This window comes from Bacteroides luhongzhouii (genome assembly GCF_009193295.2).
Taxonomy (GTDB): domain Bacteria; phylum Bacteroidota; class Bacteroidia; order Bacteroidales; family Bacteroidaceae; genus Bacteroides; species Bacteroides luhongzhouii.
Genome location: NZ_CP059973.1, coordinates 690,303 through 715,466 on the forward strand (window position 1 = coordinate 690,303; position 25,164 = coordinate 715,466).

16 protein-coding genes and 1 pseudogene are annotated in these 25,164 nt (G+C 41.1%); 6 read left to right on the forward strand and 11 right to left on the reverse strand.

Annotation, left to right across the window (positions count from 1 at the left end; translation table 11 throughout):
* The first annotated feature begins 103 nt into the window (after positions 1-103).
* Positions 104-1,315: a peroxiredoxin family protein gene (locus GD631_RS02735; protein WP_143259190.1), complete on the forward strand. Its 1,212-nt coding sequence runs from the start codon at positions 104-106 to the stop codon at positions 1,313-1,315.
* A pseudogene (locus GD631_RS02740) lies at positions 1,312-2,946 on the forward strand (TlpA family protein disulfide reductase). Before GD631_RS02735 ends, GD631_RS02740 begins: the two are co-directional and overlap by 4 nt.
* Before the next feature lie 326 nt (positions 2,947-3,272).
* Here the strand turns inward: GD631_RS02740 and GD631_RS02745 are convergent.
* Positions 3,273-4,496, reverse strand: coding sequence for a 3-deoxy-D-manno-octulosonic acid transferase (locus GD631_RS02745; protein WP_143259191.1), 1,224 nt, complete (start codon positions 4,494-4,496; stop codon positions 3,273-3,275).
* 13 nt (positions 4,497-4,509) lie between these two features.
* Entirely contained in the window at positions 4,510-6,027 is a 1,518-nt protein-coding gene (gene gltX, locus GD631_RS02750) for a glutamate--tRNA ligase (RefSeq protein ID WP_143259192.1), read from the reverse strand.
* Between the two features lie 94 nt (positions 6,028-6,121).
* Between gltX and GD631_RS02755 the strand changes: the two genes are divergently transcribed.
* Positions 6,122-8,194: an HD family phosphohydrolase gene (locus GD631_RS02755; protein WP_143259193.1), complete on the forward strand. Its 2,073-nt coding sequence runs from the start codon at positions 6,122-6,124 to the stop codon at positions 8,192-8,194.
* On the opposite strand, the gene GD631_RS02760 is transcribed toward GD631_RS02755, so the two are convergent.
* The 7 genes from GD631_RS02760 to GD631_RS02790 form a co-directional block, all read right to left on the reverse strand.
* Positions 8,169-8,639: a low molecular weight protein-tyrosine-phosphatase gene (locus GD631_RS02760; protein WP_143259194.1), complete on the reverse strand. Its 471-nt coding sequence runs from the start codon at positions 8,637-8,639 to the stop codon at positions 8,169-8,171. The two genes, GD631_RS02755 and GD631_RS02760, sit on opposite strands and share 26 nt — an antisense overlap.
* Positions 8,640-8,681: 42 nt before the next feature.
* Complete coding sequence (locus GD631_RS02765; protein ID WP_143259195.1) at positions 8,682-10,478, reverse strand: DUF4091 domain-containing protein; 1,797 nt, start codon at positions 10,476-10,478, stop codon at positions 8,682-8,684.
* Positions 10,479-10,529: 51 nt separating this feature from the next.
* A complete protein-coding gene (gene priA / locus GD631_RS02770) occupies positions 10,530-12,986 on the reverse strand; it encodes a replication restart helicase PriA (RefSeq protein ID WP_143259196.1) in 2,457 nt (818 codons plus the stop codon).
* A gap of 194 nt (positions 12,987-13,180) precedes the next feature.
* Positions 13,181-13,756 carry a porin family protein gene (locus tag GD631_RS02775; RefSeq protein WP_143259197.1) on the reverse strand — a complete coding sequence of 192 codons (576 nt, stop codon included), beginning with the start codon at positions 13,754-13,756 and terminating at the stop codon, positions 13,181-13,183.
* Positions 13,757-14,015: 259 nt separating this feature from the next.
* Positions 14,016-14,447, reverse strand: coding sequence for a hypothetical protein (locus tag GD631_RS02780; RefSeq protein WP_143259198.1), 432 nt, complete (start codon positions 14,445-14,447; stop codon positions 14,016-14,018).
* Positions 14,448-15,435: 988 nt separating this feature from the next.
* Positions 15,436-16,809: an FAD-dependent oxidoreductase gene (locus tag GD631_RS02785; RefSeq protein WP_143259199.1), complete on the reverse strand. Its 1,374-nt coding sequence runs from the start codon at positions 16,807-16,809 to the stop codon at positions 15,436-15,438.
* 221 nt (positions 16,810-17,030) lie between these two features.
* Positions 17,031-18,464: an aspartate ammonia-lyase gene (locus GD631_RS02790; RefSeq protein WP_143259200.1), complete on the reverse strand. Its 1,434-nt coding sequence runs from the start codon at positions 18,462-18,464 to the stop codon at positions 17,031-17,033.
* Between the two features lie 177 nt (positions 18,465-18,641).
* Here GD631_RS02790 and GD631_RS02795 point away from each other — a divergent pair, with 177 nt between their 5' ends.
* Genes GD631_RS02795 through GD631_RS02805 form a run of 3 tightly spaced genes read left to right on the forward strand, consistent with a single transcriptional unit; the run spans position 18,642 to position 22,249 of the window.
* A complete protein-coding gene (locus GD631_RS02795) occupies positions 18,642-19,952 on the forward strand; it encodes an anaerobic C4-dicarboxylate transporter family protein (RefSeq protein ID WP_143259201.1) in 1,311 nt (436 codons plus the stop codon).
* 35 nt (positions 19,953-19,987) lie between these two features.
* Positions 19,988-21,046: an L-asparaginase 2 gene (gene ansB, locus GD631_RS02800; RefSeq protein ID WP_008023076.1), complete on the forward strand. Its 1,059-nt coding sequence runs from the start codon at positions 19,988-19,990 to the stop codon at positions 21,044-21,046.
* A 15-nt stretch (positions 21,047-21,061) separates the two neighbouring features.
* Complete coding sequence (locus tag GD631_RS02805) at positions 21,062-22,249, forward strand: porin (protein WP_008023077.1); 1,188 nt, start codon at positions 21,062-21,064, stop codon at positions 22,247-22,249.
* A 251-nt stretch (positions 22,250-22,500) separates the two neighbouring features.
* On the opposite strand, the gene GD631_RS02810 is transcribed toward GD631_RS02805, so the two are convergent.
* Both GD631_RS02810 and GD631_RS02815 read right to left on the reverse strand, forming a co-directional pair.
* The gene (locus GD631_RS02810; protein WP_143259202.1) at positions 22,501-22,731 is read right to left on the reverse strand and encodes a hypothetical protein; all 231 of its coding nucleotides are present in this window, start codon (positions 22,729-22,731) and stop codon (positions 22,501-22,503) included.
* A 1-nt stretch (position 22,732) separates the two neighbouring features.
* The gene (locus GD631_RS02815) at positions 22,733-25,057 is read right to left on the reverse strand and encodes a PHP domain-containing protein (RefSeq protein WP_143259203.1); all 2,325 of its coding nucleotides are present in this window, start codon (positions 25,055-25,057) and stop codon (positions 22,733-22,735) included.
* Positions 25,058-25,164 lie beyond the last annotated feature (107 nt).

A 25,164-nucleotide genomic window follows, 5' to 3' on the forward strand; every position in this document is an offset into this window, starting at 1 on the left:
ATATTCATATTATTTAACCATCTGAAAATAGATATATTACGAATTATTCGTAGATTTGTAAAGCATTAAATCCGGGCAGTGAACCAACAAACACTTATTCATTATGAAAATTAAACTACTACTTACAATTCTTTTATTGGCAGAAACAATAACCGCCAATGCACAAAACGCAGAAAAAGAATATTTAAAGAAAGTACTTACCAATTTAGAAAAGATTGAATCTGCAACCTACTATGTCACCAACGAAAGCTGGCAACCTGGTGATTCAACCGCATTATCTACCTTGCACGGCTTCATTAAAGAGTACGATAATCCAATGGACTCAACCATAGGAGCAAGTTATGTTTCACTAGATGCCAATGATACAACAAAACTGGAATTTTGTTATGACGGCAACATAAGAGCATTACCTTATCACGAAAATAAGAAATTAGCAATTGATGATTTCACATTCAAACCACTTCCTTTCAGGCTAGTAAGTCCTCCATTCTTCAATCACGCAAAGAATATCATCAGATATGCACTTACCACTAAGGATCATATTGTAACAGAGTTGAAAGATGAGGGTGATAATTATTATTTTAAATTAGTCATTGATGAGAATCAACAGGTTGAGTTCTTTGGAAAAGCTTATCACATGCCACTTCCTCCATTCGATATCGGCAGTACAGCTTCTATTTATGAGTTATGGATCAACAAATCGAATGACCTGCCTTATAAAAAACGGAGAGAGATGTCGCATGATATTTCCGTTTCAACTTGCTCAAATCTTGCAATCAATAGACACACAATTTACGACTTTAACGCGTCTGATTATTTCCCCAAAGATTATGAGATAGTAAAATACAGCGACCTCTACAAGAAAAAAGCAGAACCAACAGCATCCAGTCTTATAGGAAAAAAAGCTCCCGGCTGGATATTAGAAAATATAGAAGCACAGCCGGTATCATTAGCCGACTACAAAAGCAAAATCATACTAATCAACTTCACAGGCATTGGTTGTGGTGCCTGTCAGGCAGCCATCCCCTTCTTGAAACAGCTAAAAGAATCATTCACCAGTGAAGAGTTTGAGCTGATTGCAATAGAATCCTGGAGCCGTAAAGTATCTGCTATCCGAAATTACGCAAAGCGAAAGGAATTGAATTATACCATTCTGAATGCAACAAATGAGGTTATCAAACAATATCAGACCGGTGGTGCCGCACCTTACTTTTTCATAGTAGACCAAGAACGAATCATACGAAAAGTAATCAGAGGTTATAGTAATGAGAATACAGATAAAGAAATAATAAATGCAATAAAAGAACTACTATGAACATGAACAGACTATTTACTTGTCTTTGTTTGTCCTTGTTATTCAACCTGGCACAAGCACAATTACCCATCCCCGAATATCAGAAGGGAAAGGCCATTTTAAGTGGCACAATCGCCAATTACCATCCGAATAATAATCTGATATTCAAGATCGGAGCTCCCAATATCGTGATGGGAACAGCCGAAACTCTTTATCCGACTGTTGAGTCAGACGGAAGCTTTACTATTAATATTCCTCTCTACCATCATACACAAGTACGAATGATGATAGGAAATGCTGATTTAGTCATTCTGCTAAGTCCCGAAAAAGAAACAAATGTAGCTATCAATCTAAGTAATCCACCAGAAAAACAGTTTGTATTTAGCGGTCAATATGCTACCATTAACAATGAATGGTGCCAACCGGAACTGATAACAAAGATACCACCTGTTTATAGTGATGGCGACCTATTGGATTCCATTGTAGGCATTAGTGCCAATGAATTCAAAAAACGATGTATCAACCAATACAAACGATATGTAACGCACAACAACGCACAGTTACAATTCAGCGAAGACACTCGCACACTCGCCAATCTCTCATGCGCATTTGATTGCCTGGAAAATCTACAGGCCACCCACTATTGCTTGCAAACTGCTTATCAAAAGAAGGAAAACATTACGCGGGAACAAGCTTTTGCTGCTTTTCTTGATGTATATTTGCCCGATGATTTCCACAATTATTTGAAGGATTTCCCAGTCAATCACCCTTTAGCACTCTATTGTTATAATTACCGCAATGTAGTCATGGATTTATATGATACCCACAAAGACCCACTTGCTTACGAAAAAAATCTATTGAAAAATGCACCACTCACTAAAGAGGAACAGACACTTATCCATCAATATGAAACGGCTTTCAAAGCAGGTATCTCCTTTCAGCAAGAAAGCGAGCTAATGGCACTTAGTGCAAAATACTTCAAAGAAAATGACCAATTCAGATGGGAGTCATTCTCCAAAGCTAAAGAACGTCTTAGTAATATCATACAAGACAGCACAAGTTTAATAGTTGACTACATACGGGCAATCTATATGCGTTCCAGTTTTTACAATTTACAACCTCTGACACCCCGACAAGAGCTCATGGCTTCGGAAATTACCAATCCTATTTTCTTAGGTATCATTCAAGACATGAACCGCCAGATGCAACCCCGACAGCAAACGATAACAAAGAAATTCACTATTTGCGAAGCACCACAAGTTCCGGAAAAGGAACTGTTGACTGCTCTCATTACCCGCCACAAAGGGAAGGTACAGTTTATCGACTTTTGGGCTACCTGGTGCGGTGGCTGCCGGCAAATCATCAAGGAATATGAACCACTAAAGAAAGAAATAGGTGAAGACAAAGTTGCTTTCATTTACCTCACAGGCCCCAGTTCTATAAAAAAGACTTGGGATATACTAATACAAGACATTGCCGGAGAACATTACTGGCTGAACAAAGAACAGTGGGGTTATCTTTGAAATCATTTTCAGATGACGGGATTACCGATGTACCTGATAATAGATAAAAAAGGAAATATCGCAAAACAATTCACCCACGTAACAGCCAAAGAGTTGAAAGAGTTGCTAGAGTTAGAAGTCAACAGATAAGGTGCCTAGCTACAAATGCAGGAAACAGGTTCTTCGTCAAATCTGGTGAAAAGTTGTCCTCTATTCATTTATATAATTCAGTAGATGCCTGTTTTTTCTTATCAAAGCAATCAAAAAAAAGAATAAATATCAACTTGGAAATAAAAAGATAAAGAATTTATCACCCAATTTGACAAAGAGCCGAAAGCAATGAGAAGTGTGCCAAAACTCCTTAATAAACAAAGAATCACCTTTACCACAGATAATTGTGATAAAGGTGATTCTTTGTTTATTAAGGTTTTGTATTGCCCTCTTATATCGAATTCACATTGATCTACACTACATATTTAGAAATTAATCATGTGCATTATCTTCTCTGTAGCACCGGCATTACTAGTCACATAATAACCTGCATTTGTTCCTGTTTCACGCAAGAACAATTCATCCGTCAGGAAACGATCCAGTAAAGTTTTCAGTTCATCATAATCTTTGATAGAATAAGCGCCTTTTGCTTCGAGCAATTGAACGGCTTCCATAAATTTCTGATACTTCGGTCCGAAAATCACCGGAATACCATATACAGCCGCTTCCAATGTGTTATGAATACCGACTCCGAAGCCACCACCGATATAAGCTATTTCGCCATAACGGTAAATAGAAGACAGCAGTCCGAAGCAGTCTATAATAAGACAATCCGCTTTCAATACATTCCTTTCGTCGGCACGAGTATAGCGCACATACGGACGTTTCAATTTACTGATGATTTCAACCAAGTGATTCTCGTCGATCACATGCGGAGCAATAATCAGTTTCATTTCCGGATGATTATTGAAATATTCGAGGAATAAGTCTTCGTCAGGTCCCCATGAACTTCCGGCAACAAAAGTGAAGGAATTGTTTCCTTTAAATTTCTCCACCAACGGGAGCTCTTTCGCTTCTTCACGGATTTGCAATACGCGGTCAAAGCGGGTATCTCCCACTACGGTCACACGGCTGATACCGATTTTCGACAAATAACGTTTGGATGCCTCATTCTGAACAAACAGATGATCGAAATCTTTCAATACATTGCGATAAGTTCCACCGTACCATTTAAAGAATATTTGCTCGCGGCGGAAGATAGACGATACACTATATACCGGAATACGACGTTTGTGAAGTTCATCCAGATAATTCTTCCAAAACTCATATTTGATAAAGAACGCCATGCAAGGATTTGCAATATCCAGGAACTTCTTCACATTCCGCGGTTTATCAAACGGCAGATAGCAGACAATATCCGCCCCCCGGTAATGCTTACGCACTTCGTAACCGGAAGGAGAGAAAAATGTCAGCAATATCTTATAGTTAGGATACTTCGCACGAATCATTTCTATCAGAGGACGTCCTTGTTCAAACTCCCCCAGTGAAGCAGCGTGAAACCAAATATACTGTTCCCCTTTCTCCACTTGCTGCCGCAGGAGTTCATACACCACCCAATGCCCTTTCATCATCTTTCGAGGCTTACGGCTAAACGGAGCAGCCAAATGGACGATAAAGTCATAAATGACTATTGCCAGGTCGTAAAGCATAGTACTGTGCCGATTACTTCAAAATCTCTACAGCCCGCTTCATACGAGCCACTGTCTCTTCTTTACCCAATACCCAAGAAATGTCGAACATGTGTGGTCCTTTTCCTTCACCGACCAATGTCAGACGGAAAGCATTCATGATATTACCCGTATGGTAACCCATCTTTTCAATCCAGTCCATAACGACTTTTTCCTGTCCTTCAATACTAAAGTCTTCAATGCCGGCAATCACCTCTGCCAATTCGGTCATACATTTTGCAGAGTCTTCTTTCCAACGTTTCTTCACCGTCTTTTCATCATATTCGGTAGGAGCAACGAAGAAGAAGCTACATACGTCCCACAGTTCTTTAATGAAACTTACACGATCTTTCATCATGCCAACCACAGTTACTACCTTTTCAAAAGGAGCTTCCACCCCATGTTCTTTCAGGAAAGGCAAAAACAGTTCCGCAATTTCTTCGTTAGGTTTCTGCTGTATATATTGATGGTTGAACCATATTCCTTTTTTAAAGTCGAACTTGGCACCCGACTTGCTACAACGGTGAAGATCAAACAATTTAATCAATTCGTCCATTGACATCACTTCCTGGTCATTGCCCGGATTCCATCCCAATAAAGCCAGGAAATTAATCACCGCTTCCGGCAAATAACCCGATTCACGATAACCTGAAGAGATTTCTCCCGATTTCGGATCGTGCCATTCCAATGGGAATACAGGGAATCCGAGACGGTCACCGTCACGTTTGCTTAATTTTCCATTGCCTTCCGGTTTCAGCAATAAAGGCAGGTGAGCAAATTCCGGCATTGTATCTTCCCACCCGAAAGCACGGTACAATAACACATGCAAAGGAGCGGAAGGCAACCATTCTTCACCACGAATCACGTGAGAAACTTCCATCAAATGGTCGTCCACTATATTTGCCAGATGGTAAGTAGGCAGTTCATCAGCCGATTTATAAAGCACTTTATCATCCAGAATAGATGAGTTGATAATTACTTCGCCACGAATCATGTCATTCACATGTACGTCTTCATTCGGTTCAATTTTGAAACGAACGACGTATTGTTTGCCTTCAGCAATCAGTGCATCCACTTCTTCCTTCGGCATGGTTAATGAGTTGCGCATCATTCCGCGAGTAGATGCGTCATATTGGAAGTTAGCAATTTCGGCACGCTTAGCGTCCAGTTCCTCCGGAGTATCAAAAGCGATGTATGCTTTTCCATTTTCCAGCAAAATCCGCACATATTTCTTGTAGATTTCGCGGCGCTCCGACTGACGGTACGGACCACACTCACCACCGAAACTCACTCCTTCATCAAAGTGGATACCCAACCACTTAAAAGATTCGAGTATATACTCTTCCGCTCCCGGAACAAACCGGTTAGAGTCAGTATCTTCAATACGAAATATCAAGTCTCCGCCGTGTTGACGTGCAAATAGATAATTATACAAAGCTGTACGCACACCACCGATGTGCAATGCTCCCGTAGGACTTGGAGCAAAACGAACTCTTACTTTTCTTTCTGCCATAATTTGGGTTAGTATAGGTAAATCGTGGCAAAATTAAACCTTTTTTTCCACACTATTGTTTTTTTTTGTACTTTTCGCAAAAATTTCAGTGGATATGGAACATTTGAAGAAGAAAAAAAGTTTTTCATGGAGAGATTTACTATATAAATCACTGCTATTTGTGAGCACTGTGACGCTAATTGTCTATTTCCTGCCACGTGACGGAAAATTCAATTACCAGTTTGATATCAATAAGCCTTGGAAATACGGGCAGCTAATAGCTACTTTCGACTTTCCTATTTATAAAGACGACGCGGTAGTCAAAAGAGAACAGGACAGTCTGATGGCTTTCTTCCAGCCATACTATCAATTGAATAAAGAAATTGAGAAAGACGCAATCGCCAAGTTGAAAGAGAATTACCACACTAATCTGAAAGGTATTCTTCCTTCCATCGATTATTTGCGGTACATCGAGCGTACCTTAAAAGAAATCTATCAGGCTGGTATCGTATCGACAGAGAATATACAGCAACTTCAAAAAGACAGCACTTCATCCGTCATGGTGATTGACGACAAACTAGCCAACCCGCAGGCCACCGGAAACATTTACACGGTAAAGAAAGCGTATGAACACCTGTTGACAGCTGACTCGACCCATTTCAACCGGGAAGTATTAAGACAATGCGCGCTGAACGAATACATTACTCCCAACCTCACTTTTGACGAAGAACGCACCCAGACCGCCAAAGAGGAGATATTAAATAATTATTCTTGGGCAAACGGACTGGTAGTCAGCGGGCAGAAGATTATTGACCGTGGAGAAATCATTAGTCCGCAGACCTATAACATCCTCGAATCATTGCGCAAAGAATCCATCAAACGCAACAAGTCTATGGGACAAAACCGTTTGATTCTCGGTGGTCAGATTCTGTTTGTGGGCATGTTGATGCTTTGTTTCATGCTCTATCTCGATTTATTCCGGAAAGACTATTATCAGCGGAAAGGCAGTCTGTCGCTACTATTCACCCTGATTGTGTTCTACAGCGTCATAACGGCTTTCATGGTGACACATAATATATTTAATGTGTACATCATCCCCTATGCGATGCTACCGATTATCATTCGTGTCTTTCTTGACTCAAGAACCGCTTTCCTGACGCATGTCATCACTATATTGATATGCTCCATCTCCTTGCGCTTCCCTCATGAGTTTATTCTAACGCAGTTAGCGGCCGGATTAGTGGCGATATTCAGCCTAAGGGAACTATCGCAGAGATCCCAGCTTTTCCGAACGGCCTTATTAGTGATACTGACTTATGCAGCCATTTATTTCGCTTTCGAACTGATGACGGAGAATGGTCTTTCCACCGACTTTTCGAAGTTGAACATACGCATGTACACTTACTTCATCATTAACGGAATCCTGTTATTATTCACTTATCCTTTATTATTCTTATTGGAAAAGACTTTCGGATTTACTTCCAATGTAACTTTGGTGGAACTTTCTAATATCAATAACGATCTTTTGCGGCAGATGTCTGAAACGGTTCCCGGAACCTTCCAACATTCCATGCAGGTGGCTAATCTGGCAGCCGAAGCCGCCATCCGGATTGGAGCAAAAAGTCAGTTAGTACGTACGGGAGCTTTATATCACGATATCGGGAAGATGGAAAATCCGGCTTTCTTTACGGAAAATCAGTCGGGAGGGGTTAATCCGCATAAGAATCTGAATTACGAACAAAGTGCACAGGTCGTTATCAGTCATGTGACGGATGGATTGAAGCTGGCGGATAAACACAATCTGCCTAAAGCGGTCAAAGATTTTATTAGTACCCACCACGGACGGGGAAAAACTAAATATTTCTATATTTCCTGGAAAAACGAGCATCCGGACGAAGAGCCGAATGAAGAATTATTCACTTATCCCGGTCCGAATCCGTTTACCAAAGAGCAGGCTATCCTGATGATGGCAGATGCCGTGGAAGCTGCCTCACGCAGTCTTCCGGAATATACGGAAGAAACAATCAGCAACCTGGTCGACAAGATTATCGACTCACAGGTTACTGAAGGTTACTTTAAGGAATGTCCTATCACTTTCAAGGATATAGCAACAGTGAAAGCTGTATTCAAGGAAAAACTAAAGATTGCTTATCATACCCGGATCAGCTATCCGGAGTTAAAGAAGTAAGCAGACCGGCGCAAGCGTCTTCCAAAACATCCAATACATATTCAAATCCTTCGGCCCCTCCATAATAGGGGTCGGGGACATGATCCGCGGGAATACGAGTGCAGTACTCCGTCATGCGATGAATCTTCTTCCATTCTTCGGGAGAAGGCGCTTTGTCTTTCAGATCGTCTATGTTCCGATCATCCATACCGATTATCAAATCAAAATGGTAGAAATCTTCTGTACGGACGGGACGCGAACGATGCACCAGTTGATATCCGCGACGGGCCGCGTGAGCACGCATCCGGCTATCCGGCAGTTCACCCTGATGATAAGACAGGATTCCGGCGGAATCTATCACAAATTCGTTTTCCAGTCCCGCTTCTTTTATCAAATGAAGCATCACGCCTTCAGCCGTAGAACTACGGCAGATATTTCCAAGGCAGACAAACAATATCTTTTTCATAATTTCACTTTTAACAGATTCAAGAATAAGTCAAATGATAATTTAAAAGGCATTCAGTATCTGATTTGCCCGATTCACGGTCACTGCTGCCGGAGTTTCCGGCATACTACCCAAGTTGAATGGAGCAAGCATTTTCTCTATTTTCTTTAATCCGGCTTTATTTCCCTTTTTCTCAAATTCCTGACGGAGGATATTTATTTTCTCATGCGCCTGTATTCCTTCAATCAAACGTTCGAAACGGATACAACTACGAGCTCCCGGATATACAAGATAAGTATCTCCACCTGCCCAACTACGGAAACGGGAATCGAGCAGCGGTTCCAATGGCCAGCTGTTGTATGCCCAACGCAAATAACCATCCAGATGTTTCTTAGAAGAATAATAACTCATCCAGACAGCTTCTGCAGGATCAGAGAAAGTAAATGTATTGGGGTGAGCTTCCGTACAGCAGGTGTAATAGTTGGTACGTTTGTTTTCTGCCACGCGACGGAGACGTACTTCTTCCGGGAAGTTCTGTCCGATTACAATACAGTAATCATATAGATCGGACTCAATCTCCGCATGGTAATTTCCGGCCAAGGAAACTTTAAAATCCGGATCTGCTTTACGAATCACCTTCAAAGTCTTCTGCATCACTTCCATCGGACGCTCATCCATTGCTATAGTACAGATATCGAACCATCCTTTTTCTTTCAGATGCTTGGAGAAAGATGAAAGCATTGCTACCCACATTTCCTCGTAGACCTCTTCACCCGGTGCTGTTTTCACAAATTTCAGAGAGTTGGTTGCCTGGTCGTAATATTGGAATGACAACTCCCAAGGAACCATCGAATAACAGTTAATCTGTTTGTCAATCCCCACACTCATCATAAATTCTACCCAACGGTCGAAAATGGTATAGTCAAAAGACCATGTGCCGTCCGCCCGTTTCATCCAAGTAACCATTGTATCAAAATAATCTTCCGTCTGACCGTTCCAAGGTTTGTGCGTCAAAGTAGCCGTGATAATCTTTTGTCCGGCGTCTGCCAGCATTTTCATCAAAGGACGCATGGCGTCTAAATGCTCCTGACTCCATAAAGGAACCTGATAGTAACGTGCCACTGCATAAGGACTTTGCCACAAATCCAAGTGGTAAGCCCACTCCGAAGGTGGAGGAAGTTCACGGGAAGAAACGGTAATTTCCAGATTCAGGCGTTGCAACAGACGAGAGCCGTCGTTGATAAACAACTCCCCTTTATACGTTCCGGGAACAGCCGATTGAGGAATCCAGCACTGCACCCAGACAGGCTGAACTGTGCGAACAGGCAAAGGCATCGCTTTCAGGTTGGTATCAATAGGGTCGGCCACCAATAATGAATCATAATCTATCGCTTTCCGATATCCGCAGGCACCTCTGCCGTCCTTGTTCAATTCGTCCGTCATCACATAACGCACAAAACCACCGGTAAATGCATCCTGAGGAAGAATGTTTCCTTTCTTGTCTTTGAAATCACCAAAACTAAAATTCAGGTCTTTCAGTTCTACGCCTGTCCATACAACCGCTTGCGCGTTCACACGTTCACCACGCCAGCCTTTCAAAACAACCGTTTGCTGGTTCCTCAACAGGGGAAGCCTATGTTTTGCGTATCGGACGTCTGTTGTGCCCCAAGATACTTGTGTTGTTGTCACTCCCGCCCATTCTTTATCAGAAGGCGCAACAGGATCAGACAATTCCTGATAAGTCAGTAGAGGGAACTTCGGTTGTCCTGTCGGAACGCCACATTGAGTGACTCCTTGCTGGGCAAAAACAGCGCCCACGCTAAAGAGACAAGTCAGGGTAAAAATAGTAAGTCGTTTCATGGTTAGTTAATTAAATGATTAAAGGTTATTATTAGGGGGAAAATTATTGAATCACATAGGGTCTACATCATAATAGACAATCAAAGATTTATAGCGTTCATCTTCCAGCATCTCCCGTTGGATGCGCAACAGCAATTCCCGGGCACGTCCCATCGGAGCGTTCTGTTCAATCTTTACGACAATCTTTTTGATAAACAACGTTTGAATACGGGCAACAGGAGGTTTATCCGGCCCCAACACCCGATTGCCAAATACCGCTCGCAACTTATCCGCCATCACTACCGCCATCTGATCCAGCAACGCTTCATTATGATTTTTCAGATAAACATATACCAACCGGTAATAAGGAGGATAATGGAACATCTGCCGTTCCGCCAATTGACCGCCTACCATATCTTCATAATCATTCGCAATGACTTGATGGATGATAGGATGCTCGATGCTTTTGGTTTGCAGCACTACCCTACCCCGTTTGTTCTTACGACCGGCACGTCCCGCTACCTGCGCCATCAACTGGAAAGCACGTTCATAGGAACGGAAATCCGGATAATTCAGCATCGTATCGGCATTCAGTATACCTACAATACTGACATGATCGAAATCCAATCCTTTCGAAACCATCTGCGTACCAATCAATATATCCGTCTTTCCCTGTTCGAAATCCGCAATAATCTTTTCATAAGCCGAGCGGGTGCGGGTGGTATCCAAGTCCATTCGTGCCACTGCCGCTTCGGGAAAGAGGATTTTAATGTCATCTTCAATCTTTTCCGTACCAAAACCACGGTTCACCAGTTCCGTACCTTCGCAGGCAGGACAGGATTTCGGCAGTTGGTAAGTATAACCGCAATAGTGACAGGTCAGCTGATTAATTCCTTTATGATAGGTAAGGCTTACATCGCAATTCTTACACTTGGGCACCCAACCGCAGGTACGACACTCCACCATCGGAGCAAACCCGCGACGGTTCTGAAAGAGAATCACTTGCTCTTTCTGTTCCAAGGCCTCTTTCATGTATTGTATCAAGAGCGGTGAGAATTGTCCGACCATCCTCTTTTTGCGATGCAATTCCTTTATATCCACCGGAATAATCTCCGGCATTTGAATTACTTTATATCGTTCTTTCAGTTGCACAAAGCCATATTTTCCCTCTCCTGCATTCTGCCACGACTCGATAGAAGGAGTAGCCGTTCCCAACAGGGTTTTAGCTCCATACATGGCAGCCAGCACAATCGCAGCGTTACGGGCATGATAACGGGGGGCGGGATCTTGTTGCTTATATGTATTTTCGTGCTCTTCGTCCACAATCACCAATCCCAGGTTTCGGAAAGGAAGAAACACGGAAGAGCGAACACCCAGGATAATATCGTACCCGTTCTCTCCCAGTTGTTTCCGCCATATTTCAACCCGCTCGGCATCGGGGAATTTAGAATGGTAGATACCCAAACGAGCACCGAAGACACGTTGCAGACGCTCCGTAATTTGAGTAGTCAAAGCAATCTCCGGCAACAAATATAAGACTTGCTTTCCCTGACGAATCGTTTCTTCGATCAGATGAATATACACTTCCGTCTTCCCACTGGATGTTACCCCATGAAGCAGACAAACGTTTTTCTCCTGGAAAGACTGAACTATCTCATCATGTGCCCGTTGCTGAAACTCGTTCAAGCCGTTCAGCTCGACCACTTCTTTCTCCTGTTTATTCAATCGGCCGATTTCGTGATAGTAGATTTCAAAAATTTTCTTATCCACCAGCCCGTTCAGTACCGAAGGAGCTACATTAGCCCGTTGCAACAATTCTTTCTTGGAGACTTCTTTCGGAGTTCCGGCTCCTAAAATGCCTGAATACTCTACATATTTCATGAGCAACGCCAGTTGCTTTGGAGCACGAGACAGAATATCAAACAAGATATGGAGTTGCTTTTCATCTGCCGTACCTGCAAGCCGCACTCGTGCCTCTGTCTTTGGCTTATAAGTACGTTTCAATTCTTCCTTTACAAAAATAGCTTCTTTATCGAGCAGGGACTTGATGGCAGTAAGAATGTTTTTTATGCCACTGTCTTTCTCCAGTTTAGTGACGGACTGCTGCGAGTCTATGGCAAGTAAATCCAAAATACGTTGTTCGCGTTCCGGCAATGGAGCATCCGCTTCAAAGTCAGGATTATATTCAACAATCGTTTCACTCTCCAGCTTCAGACCGGAAGGAAGTGACGCTTTATAAACATCTCCTTGCGTACAGAGATAGTAATCGGCTATCCATTCCCAAAATTTGAATTGAGCAGGTAGTAAAATGGGAGAAGCATCCAGTAATGCAGATATATCTTTCACTTCGTACCCTGTTGGAGCACAATAATGAACGTTAAGGACGATAGCAGTATAAAATTTCTTCCGCCCAAAAGGAACTACCACACGGCAGCCTATCTTCACATCTTCCGCACATTCGTCCGGCAAAGAGTAAGTAAAACTCTTCGGAAGCGGAAGCGGTAATATGACATCTACATATTTTTTCATTGCAGGTACAAAAATACAATAAAAAAATGGGGAATGAAAAAGAAGAAAGAGAGAACACTCAAAAGAAAAACGCTTCTTAAGGCAGGATTGGTCAGAAACAGTTTCGAGACTGCAAGAAGGTAGCCTCCGAACAAAAAAAGAGTCCCCGTTAACCGGAAACTCTTTTTTATATACGATGTAAAGTGACAGACTATTTAAAAAATATAGGCAACAGATACTTGCCAAGTCTTAGTCTTATAAGAAGCGTCTGTTCCTTCAATATCAGCAGTGTCACCCAATGGGATATTGTAGTTAGCACCTACCTGCAGATGGTTCAGCAATTTCAAACCGGCACCGACATTAATACCTACTTGCGCTTTCTTCTTATCGATACCCGACTTCTTTTCAAAATCGAAATAAAAATCAGGACCTGCAGCAAGATAAATACCGGCCATACTTCCCAAACCGATTGTATATTTCAGGTTTACAGGAATATCAATACCGTTTTGCTTGATAGTCAAATCCTCGTTTCCTTCAGAAACCTTTATACCTCTTTGAGCAAAAAGCAAGGCAGCATCTACTCCCAACCCTACGATTGGAATATTAAACTCAGCCATCGGACCAATAAAGAAACCTGTGAAATTATCCTTCTTAAAGTTTTCGCTCACATTAGAGAAACTCGCCTTCGACAAGTTCAAACCTCCTTTTACACCAAAGTGTATTTGCGCCTGGGCAGGCATTGCCATACCGATACATACGGCAATCATTAAAGCACCAAAAATCTTTTTCATAAATTTACGTGTTTATAATTCGGGACAAAGATATATAATTAGAATAAATAAACACAATTTATCTGTTTTTTGTTCGCTCAAAGTCGCTGTTGTTCACTTAATCCGGCGTCCGTACTTTTATATTTGTTCTTTTGGAGATTGAACTTATAATAGAGCATCTGTTTCATCCACCATTCACAGGCTAATAAGAGATTCTTATTAGTTCAATTTTCATCCTATTTATCATTATAGATATTGGGAAAATGATAGTTAATCAAATTTACTTCCTAATTATCATACATAACCTTTTCAGCCAACATGTACGGCAAGTGGTCTGTTCCAATGTAAGTTCTTTTTCAAAGTGCCTCACCCGATCACATTGCTTCAACCATTTGCCCTGCAATGTGTCATACAAGAGTTTAGCTCTTTTATATATGGTGATTTCTTTATCTTGTTTGCCCAAAAGTGATGCGTATATTGAACAGATTTGAGATTTATCCATGCAATATCGTTCCAACTTTTCGATATACATCAATGTACTCCCCTTTTTATTCCGGTTGATAAAATCCTGAATACTTTCATCGTCGATGATGTCGATGTCGGTCCTTTGGTAGTCCACGGTGATTTCTCTTATCTCTATCAAGACCCAGATATATTCTGTCTCGAATCCGTACTTTGCAGCCGCTTCTTCTATACTAATCCATTGTGCCATAGCGTTTGTTTTTTTATGTGTGATACAATAAGGGATGAATAATGTTTTATTCATGTATATTAGCACAACGAGCATCCACTCTTTTTGCAGTCCGCCGGATCGGAATTGGCTAGGTTAAATTGTGGGGTAATTGATAACCGACCGAATACAAGAAAGACGCAGATGCTGCTGTACCATTATCTATGACTGAGGCTAGCAAACCCTTGTAGAAGACAATGATAACAACAGACACCCACGTCAATCGTTTATATATAACACATCATTAACCGATATGTTGAATATATCCGTTCACGTGGAGTATCTGCCGTATCATCTCTCTCTACATCAAGTGCTAATTTCAGTCATGAGAGATAATACGCTTTTACTCCATATTAGGAAATAAAAACCGCTTTCTGCCTATTTCATCACGCTGATGGGCTGAAAGCGTATGACAAAGATATATGTTTTTTTTAAAACGTAGTAGAAATATGGAAATAAATATAGGAAGTTATGTATTAAAACGAATTTGATAAAATATAATCCTGTTTCTTATTCCTGATTACTGAAATTGATTATCGAAATAAAAGTTGTAGCAGGTTTTACTCTCACACCCTCACCCCATAGTTCAACCTCCTTATTCATCGGCATTACAGGTGTGAAGGTAAAGGTGAGGACAGGGTGAGAGTAACTTTTACTCTCACCCTGTGTACCGTCCCCAATAGTACAAATAAAGTTTCATACGCTGATACTAAAAGTTTCATTAGTGTGAAACTATAGTTTCACCGTAGTGAAACTGTTGTTTCCTTATAGAGGAAACTTTAGTTTCAAGGCGCCAAACAGATTGTTTCAAGCCTGCAAACAAAGTGTTCTTCGGTGTGAAACAAACTTAAGCTGCCGTTAATCGATAATTAGCCAGCAAGTAATCATGGAAAAGACACAGCTTAATCAGTCAAATGAAATAATCAGGATAATCCAAACACAGAGTTATTACTAAGTATATTCATTCTTACTACAATGAGAATAAATCATTTAACGCTTCGCTCATACTAGGATGAGTAAAAATGAAGTCACGCAGGAAAGTATAATCCTGCCCTGTTTTCATTGCAACAGCAACTGTATTAATAACTTCGCTGGAATCAGGTGCAAACAACATACAGCCCAATATTTTTCCTGTATTCTTATCAATAACAGCTTTCAACAGGCCGTCCGTTTCTCCCAATGTCTTCGCTCTTGGTATCGCCATAACAGGCAATTTCTTGATAATAATATCCAGATTCTGCTTACGAGCCTCCTCTTCATTCAATCCGATACGTGCTAATGGAGGATCAATAAAAACAGAGTAGCTAACCGGATTGCGATCACTGGTTGTCCGTTCTTTATCTCCAAACAAATCCTCCCGGATAATCCGGTAATCATCCAATGAAATATAAGTGAACTGCAAACCACCTTTCACGTCACCAACAGCACGTATATTCGGATGGGTTGTTTGCAGGTATTCATCCACAATAATCGCTCCGCGTGCATCCGTCTCTACTCCGGCAACTTCCAAATTCAGATCTTTCGTGTTCGGCCGGCGTCCTGTAGCCAAAAAGACAGCATCAGCTTTAAGTTCCACCACCTCACCTGTTTGTGAATCAGAAAAAACAACGAGTGCACTATCTTCGATATGCTTCACAGATTGTACTTTTGCATTCATTCGAAAAATAATGCCTTTTTTCTCCAATGTTTCTTTTACACTTGCAGCAATATCCCGGTCTTCACGCACAATCAGTTCAGGATAACTCTCGAGTACTGTCACTTGTGAACCGAATGAAGCATACATAGACGCAAATTCCAAACCGATGTAACCGCCACCGATAATGACCAGCCGACGGGGAAGCTCGGTCAATTCCATGATTGAGGTACTTGTATAAACCAATGGATTACCCGCAACTCCCTCAATAGGTGGAATAACTGTCTCTGCTCCCGTATTGATAATAATTTGCTTCGATGTCAGCATTATTTCTTCAGTAGATGTACGGACAGAAACCACATCGGAAGAGACAAAAGAGCCTACACCTGTATAGACTGTTACATTGGGATTATCTGCCAGATTATGGTAATTCTTATTTCTCAATGCACTTGTCACAGCTTCTTTCACAGAAATGGCATTGCGATAGAACTCACTCCTTTCTTCAAATGTAGCATCTGTCATACCGGAAGCAATTTTAGCCTGATGAACCAACGTCTTGGTCGGAATACAACCGATATTAATACACGTTCCTCCATACATTTTATCAGAACGTTCAACAATGGCAACTTTTCGCCCACGCTTTGCAAACTCTGCCGCAAGGGTCTTCCCGCCCTTGCCAAAACCGATAATAATAACATCAAATGCATTCATATTTATATACTTTAAATTGGTTCTAAGTTCACTTATTATGCTCACTACGAATGATATTGCAAAGTTCACAACTTTTGAAGTAATGAACAATAACCATTTTACCGGATAAATTAGCAATTATTCCCATATAAGAATAAAATAACAAATACTCAAAATCGCCGGAACAGATCAGTGATCTGCCCGGCGATTTCCCTATTGAATCGATTTCCACTTACTATCTATCAACGGTTGGGGTGAATATCCAGTTTGACTGGTTTAATCATGTTTTCAGGTTCCAGAATGGTATCCAAATCTTTCTTGGAAAGGATATTATGCTCCAAAACGAGTTCATAAACTCCCTTTCCTGTTTCCAATGCTTCTTTAGCTATCTTGGTAGAATTTTTATAACCAATCACCGGATTCAGGGCTGTCACCACTCCAATGCTGTTGTGCACATCTTTCCGGCATTTTTCTTCATTGGCTGTTATGCCGTCGATGCATAACGTACGCAAGGTATCGAAGCCATTCATCAACAAGTCGGCAGACTCGAAACAGCATTGCGCCATCACCGGCTCCATCGCATTCAGCTCCATTTGAGCGGCTTCGCCACTCATAGCCACACAAAGATCATTTCCTATGACCTTATAAGCTACCTGATTCATTACTTCAGGAATCACCGGGTTCACTTTTCCCGGCATGATGGAAGATCCCGGTTGCATAGCCGGCAGATTGATTTCTCCCAATCCGCAACGCGGACCGGAGGCCAGCAACCGCAAGTCATTACATATCTTATTCATTTTGACAGCTATACGCCTCATCGCTCCCGAATAACCTACCATGCAGGAAGTGTCCGAAGTGGCTCCTACCAAATCATCGGCAAGCTTTATATCCAGTCCCGTAATCTTGCGCAAAGCGGCAATACACTTCTCCGCATATTCCGGTTCGGCGGTGATTCCGGTTCCGATGGCCGTCGCTCCCATATTGACTGTCAGAAAGTCCTGTGCGGCAAAATCAAGATTCTTCACTTCATGTTCAAGAATGCTTGCAAACCCGTTGAAGGTCTGTCCGAGAGTCATCGGTACGGCATCTTCCAATTGGGTACGTCCCATTTTGATGACATGCGCAAACTCACTTCCTTTCTTCCGGAAAGCCTCGATCAAAACTTCCAAATGCTTAACCAGTTTCAAATGAGTGTAATACAGCCCAATGTGGATAGCGGTGGGATAAGCATCGTTGGTAGATTGCGAACGGTTGACATGATCGTTAGGCGAACAGTATTGATACTCTCCACGCTGATGTCCCATCAGTTCCAAGGCCCGGTTGGCAATCACTTCATTGGCATTCATGTTCGTGGTAGTACCGGCTCCCCCCTGAATCATATCTACGGGGAACTGTTCATGATGCTTTCCCTCAAGTATTTCTTTACAAGCTCTCAAGATAGCATCCGTTTGTTCTTCGGTTAATAAGTCCAGTTCGCGATTGGCGACGGTGGCTCCCATCTTTGTGATAGCCAATGCCTGAATAAACAATGGGTACTCATTTAAATGAAACTTGCTGATGCGAAAGTTTTCGATACCGCGGAGTGTCTGTACTCCGTACAGTGCACTTTCCGGCACTTCACGACTACCTATCAGGTCACTCTCCGTACGAGTTTTTTTTGATAAATTTTGTTCCATATCGGTTGTTTTATAATAATAACAGTTTCGTTAGTTCTTATAATAACCAATGAGTTTAGTTATTGTTTTAATAAATATGCAAAAACTATTCAATAACTTTTTTGTTGTTAATACAAGAAAAAGAAAATACAAAGAAAGAAATCACTTATCTTTGTTTGGAACTTAAAACAGCATTCTATGATATTACAATTAGCATTTGTTCTGACAGCTATTATTATTGGCGCACGCCTGGGAGGTATCGGTCTCGGCGTGATGGGAGGAGTTGGGTTGGCTATACTTACGTTCGTTTTTGGTTTACAACCCACCGCACCTCCTATCGACGTTATGTTAATGATTGCCGCAGTGATTTCGGCCGCCTCCTGTATGCAAGCAGCCGGCGGACTGGACTATATGGTGAAACTGGCAGAACATTTGCTTCGTAAAAATCCTTCACACGTCACCTTGCTTAGCCCGCTGGTGACTTACCTGTTTACTTTTGTAGCCGGAACGGGACACGTTGCCTATTCTGTGTTGCCGGTCATCGCGGAAGTTGCCACCGAAACAAAAATCCGTCCGGAACGTCCGTTGGGTATTGCCGTCATTGCGTCCCAACAAGCCATTACAGCCAGCCCGATTTCTGCCGCCACCGTAGCACTTCTCGGGCTCTTAGCCGGATTCGATATTACCCTGTTCGACATTCTCAAGATTACGATTCCCGCTACCATTGTCGGAGTCTTGGTCGGGGCTTTATTCTCTATGAAAGTCGGTAAAGAATTGGTGGAAGATCCCGAATATCAGAAACGCCTCAAAGAAGGACTATTCAACAATAAAAAGGTGGAGATTAAAGATGTGAAGAACAAACGTTCGGCTATGCTTTCCGTACTCATATTTATATTGGCAACCGCATTTATCGTACTCTTCGGCTCTTTTGAAGGAATGCGTCCCAGTTTCCTGATCGACGGAGAAATCGTTACATTAGGAATGTCTTCTATCATTGAAATCGTAATGTTATCGGCTGCCGCCATCATCCTGCTAGTGACCAAGACCGACGGAATCAAAGCAACGCAAGGCTCCGTATTTCCGGCAGGTATGCAAGCGGTGATTGCCATCTTCGGCATTGCCTGGATGGGAGATACCTTCCTCCAGGGAAATATGGGACAGCTGACTCTTTCTATTGAAGGGATCGTACAACAAATGCCGTGGCTGTTTGGTGTCGCGCTGTTTGTGATGTCTATTCTGCTGTACAGCCAAGCTGCCACCGTTCGGGCACTCGTACCTCTGGGTATTGCGTTGGGGATTTCTCCTTATATGCTGATAGCCTTGTTCCCGGCTGTGAACGGATATTTCTTTATTCCGAATTATCCTACCGTAGTGGCCGCCATTAATTTCGACCGTACCGGGACAACAAAAATCGGTAGATACGTGTTGAATCATTCGTTCATGATGCCCGGCCTGATATCGACGATTGTTGCCATTGCCCTGGGATTGCTCTTTATACAAATATTTTAATATACATATATTATTAACCTAAACATCATTCAGTTATGAAACAATTCAAAAGCTTTGGACTGGTAGTAGTCACACTACTATTTTCTGTAACAATGGCATTTGCCGCAAAACCGAACATTCATATCCTTGCCACCGGAGGAACGATTGCAGGCACAGGAAGTTCAGCTACCGGAACCAGCTACACAGCAGGACAAGTTGCTATCGGCGCACTGCTCGATGCTGTACCCGAAATTAAGGACATCGCCAACGTGACCGGAGAACAGATTGTCAAAATCGGTTCGCAGGACATGAACGACCAAGTTTGGCTGACACTTGCCAAAAAAATAAATGAACTATTGAAACGCCCGGACATTGACGGCATCGTGATTACTCACGGAACCGATACAATGGAAGAAACTGCCTACTTCTTGAACCTGACCGTTAAAAGTGATAAACCGGTGGTACTGGTAGGTGCCATGCGTCCGTCTACTGCTCTAAGTGCCGACGGCCCGTTGAATCTCTACAACGCCGTAGTTACCGCCGCCGCAAAAGAATCCAAAGACAAAGGTGTACTGGTTGCCATGAACGGACTGATCCTGGGAGCACAAAGTACAGTTAAAATGAACACAGTCGACGTGCAAACTTTCCAAGCTCCCAACTCCGGCGCACTGGGTTATGTGTTGAACGGAAAAGTATTCTATAACCAGGTAACCCTTAAAAAACATACCACCCAATCCGTTTTCGACGTTACTCATCTGAACGCACTTCCTAAAGTAGGTATCGTATACAGCTATTCTAACATTGAAGCAGATATGGTAACTCCCATGCTCAACAACGGCTATAAAGGTATTATCCACGCAGGAGTAGGAAATGGAAATATCCATCAGAATATCTTCCCGGTACTGACAGACGCTCGCCAAAAAGGAATTCTTGTAGTTCGTTCTTCCCGTGTCCCGACAGGTCCTACCACTCTGGATGCAGAGGTAGACGACGCTAAGTATCAATTTGTGGCTTCACAGGAACTGAATCCGCAGAAATCACGTGTTTTGTTAATGCTTGCACTAACCAAAACGACTGACTGGAAACAAATTCAGCAATATTTTAACGAATACTAAAAACCTGACCTGCTTATGAAAAAATGGATATTTATGTTGCTCCTGGCGGGCAGCATACAGGGAGTATATGCTCAAAAAACGGAAAAGAAGGATAAATTCAACCCGAACACTCCCCTGTTTGAAGAACTGACGGACGTGAAAAAGAAGACAGATAAGTTCAATCTTTATCTGAATATGCAAGGAAGCTTTGACGCTCATTTCCAAAATGGTTTTCAAGAGGGTGACTTCAATATGCACCAGCTCCGTATCGAAGCCAAAGGAAATATCAACAACTGGCTTTCTTACCGCTATCGCCAGCGCCTCAACCGCTCGAACGATGCAAACGGCATGATTGACAATCTGCCTACTTCCATCGACTATGCCGGAATCGGTATCAAACTGAATGACCAGTTCAGCCTCTTCGCAGGAAAGCAATGTGCCGCATACGGTGGTATCGAGTTCGATCTCAACCCGATCGACATCTATCAGTACAGCGATATGATCGACTATATGAGTAACTTTATGACCGGACTGAATGTAGGTTATAACATTACTCCCGAACAGCAACTTAACCTGCAAATACTGAACAGCCGCAATAGTTCGTTCGACAGCACTTACGGAATCACGGAAGATGCCGAAGGAAATCTTCCCGATCTGAAATCTGGCAAAATGCCGCTGGTTTACACGTTGAACTGGAATGGTAATTTCAACAATGTATTCAAGACCCGTTGGTCGGCTTCTGTCATGAACGAGGCCAAAAGTCACAATATGTATTATTATGCTTTAGGTAACGAGTTGAATCTCGGCAAATGGAATGCTTTCGTCGATTTCATGTATTCAAAAGAGGATATTGACCGCAAAGGTATTATTACCAGTATCGTAGGCCGTCCGGGCGGACACAATGCTTTTGATGCGAATTATCTTTCCGTGGTTGCTAAATGTAATTATCGCTTTCTGCCGAAATGGAATGTTTTTGTAAAGGGTATGTATGAGACGGCTTCCGTGAGCAAGGCATCCGAAGGAATAGAGAAAGGTAATTACCGTACTTCCTGGGGATATCTGACCGGTATCGAATATTACCCGATGGAAACCAACCTGCATTTCTTTGTGACGTATGTAGGACGTTCGTATGATTTCACCTCCCGCGCCAAAGTGCTGGGGCAGGAGAATTACAGTACCAACCGGATTTCCGTAGGATTCATCTGGCAGATGCCTGTATTCTAAAAAAACAACATCATCATTATATCACAAAAATACCCGATAGCCTTCTTGCAAAGGTTATCGGGTATTCTTATATGTTCGGTCTTTTTAAATCAATACCCTTCCTCATTAAAGAAATTTATCTGTATTGATTATCAGCATATTATGCAATAATCAATGAAATTTGCACAAACAAACTGCACCGTCTGAGACTGTCTGAGGCGATGGGAGGAAATGGTGGACAAACAAATATATGTTATATAAAGAGTAGACTCTTATTCTAAAGGTTTATTCATACCAATGATAACAGCTTCCTTGATTTTATCAAGAAGTTCCTTTAACTTCGTACGTTCACCTTCATCAAGAGCCCCCCAATCACACTCTATCTGATTATCTTGAGTCAGTTGTTTCAACATTTCGATATAATTAAACTCCGACAAAACAGTTCCTGTCTCAATTTGAACTTGGATATTTCCGGTTTCGTTTTTGCAAAAATGTAGTTTCATATTATTCTGTAAATTTTTTAAGATTGTATTTTTTTACTCTTTTCTTAATTGAAGGTTTACCTCCATCAGTTATTGAGGCAATCAAATCAAGAACAGGTGTTCCGTTAATCTCCCCCTCTAAAGGAGCAGAACGAATAACAATCTTTCCTTGACTATTTTCACAATAAATTATTTGTTGAGCGTCTCCCATCATTGGAATTGTTGCATTATGAGAGACCAATATGATCTGCTTATTCTTTTTTACTTTTTTTATAGCCTCTACAAGACCGTCATTAATATACTTCGTAGCTAAATTATCTTCTGGTTGATCAATGATAATAGGCGCAATATCTTTATCGTAACCCAAAATCAAATCCAAAAGAACAGAAGTCTTCCAACCTGCACTAAGGCTTTCAAAATCTTTATCGTCTTTTGTCTTTATCTTATAGACTGTTTTATTCATTGAAACAAACTCATTGTATACCCTGTCAATAAAATCGTTGTAATCTTGTACTTTAGGCTTTTGTTTGCTAAAATTTGATTCATACAAGCATTGCGGACGAATATCATCAAAACAAATAATTTTCTTACCAGATTTCAGCATGTAGTTAAACGCATTTAAAACGACATCTTTATTCATCTTAAATTGATTGCTAATATATAGGTGATGCCCAGATGATACAATTTCCTTTGTTTCAATTTCGTCATGATAAGCAGCTATAGAATTAAGATGCTTCATGAATTTTCTATTTAAATAGATATATTGTTTCGCACTCTCTAATAAATTATTGAATTCCTGTGTTTTTGTTTGATCTTCTTGGCTTTCTGTCCTTAACTGCGTAGCATAATTATCTGAGGCATCTTTTATTTCTTTATATACCATGGCTTCCATTTCACTATAACGATAAATCTCCTGCAGCATAGCAATAAGTCCGTCTATCGTTACATTCTGCTCTTTTACGAATGGATTTCGACTTAACACCTCTTTAATTTCAAGCAAAGCCGTGATGTGTGCTTCTTTCTTGTCTTTGCTGTATCTGATGATATCACGGTTTTCTTCTTGAGGTACAAACCCTGTAATAATGTTTTGTTTAACGGCATTAAAAACCAATAAACGTCCAATTTGAGATGTAGTATTTAATTTATCCTCAATAGATTTAATATCTTTGACAGTTTGAATTAATTGTGTAATATCATTTTTCAATTTAGCCAAACTCGTATTTACTCTATTAACAACCTCTTTATTATCCGGGAATAAACTGCGGATAATATCAATATCTTCAATATTATGTCCTTCTTCATCACCTACTACTTTCATGATATAATTTTGTCCAAGATAATGGGGATGTATTCCTGACGGATTAACAACATTTAAATTCTCGACATCAAAACTATTATAATGAGAATCATCAAAATTTGTATGTGACAACTTACGCCAAATTGAATCAACCAATAGAGTTTTTCCACTTGACGATCCTCCAATAACAACATTTAATCCAGAACAAAATTTTACATCTATATCAATTTTTTCATTTGAGTATTTTACACAATCAATTTTTTCAGACCAAGATTCTGGTTTCTGATTACAATATACCAAACGTGATTTCTCTGACAAAGAAAGGCGGAAGCCATCAAATGTTGGTTTAGAAAACATCCAAGTTGGGATAAGCGGTTCTGCATCTTTAGCTTTTGCATCAGGATAACTACTAGGTATATAATTATCTGAACATGTAATAAGATTCACAAATCCACTAATCCCAAGACGTTGAAAATATTTATCCGTTTCTTCACGACCACTATCGCTTCTTGCTGTAAAACCGTCAAATTGATTATAATAAACACTACGTTCCATCATTGTGTCGAACTTCTTCCCTTTGGGGATAGCTTTGTCGAATGTCGCGTGCGATTGCCCACCATGAGGGAGCAGAACAAAATCATATGAATCAAACTCATTGATAACTTTGTCTAGAGTAGGAATGTTTTTATCTGTCTTTACAACAGTCTTTTGTTCATATAGGCTATCCAGAATTTTATTTATTTCATCTATTTTTTGTTCAGAGATGTTATCCTTAAAAAATATATGGCAATGATAAGCTTCTGTATCTACTGAATAATGAATATGTAGTTCAACACCAAGCAATAAATGTATATCCGTTCCACACTTTGCTATAGCATCAAGATATGCTTTCTTATTTATTGTATTATGATCTGTAAGTGAAATAAGCCCATGTTGCCCTTGTGCTTGTGCTCTTACTTTTTCAAACAGCGTATCTATATCATAATTCTGATTTAGACTATCAGGATTCTCTGATGTATGAATATGTACATCAACATAAACTGGCTCCATATATTTATCTCCTTGGTTTTATTATGGTTGCAAAGATACATTTTTTAGATTAAAATAGGACTAACTACAAACAAATCAAATTGATAACTATTCAAGAAACTGATATT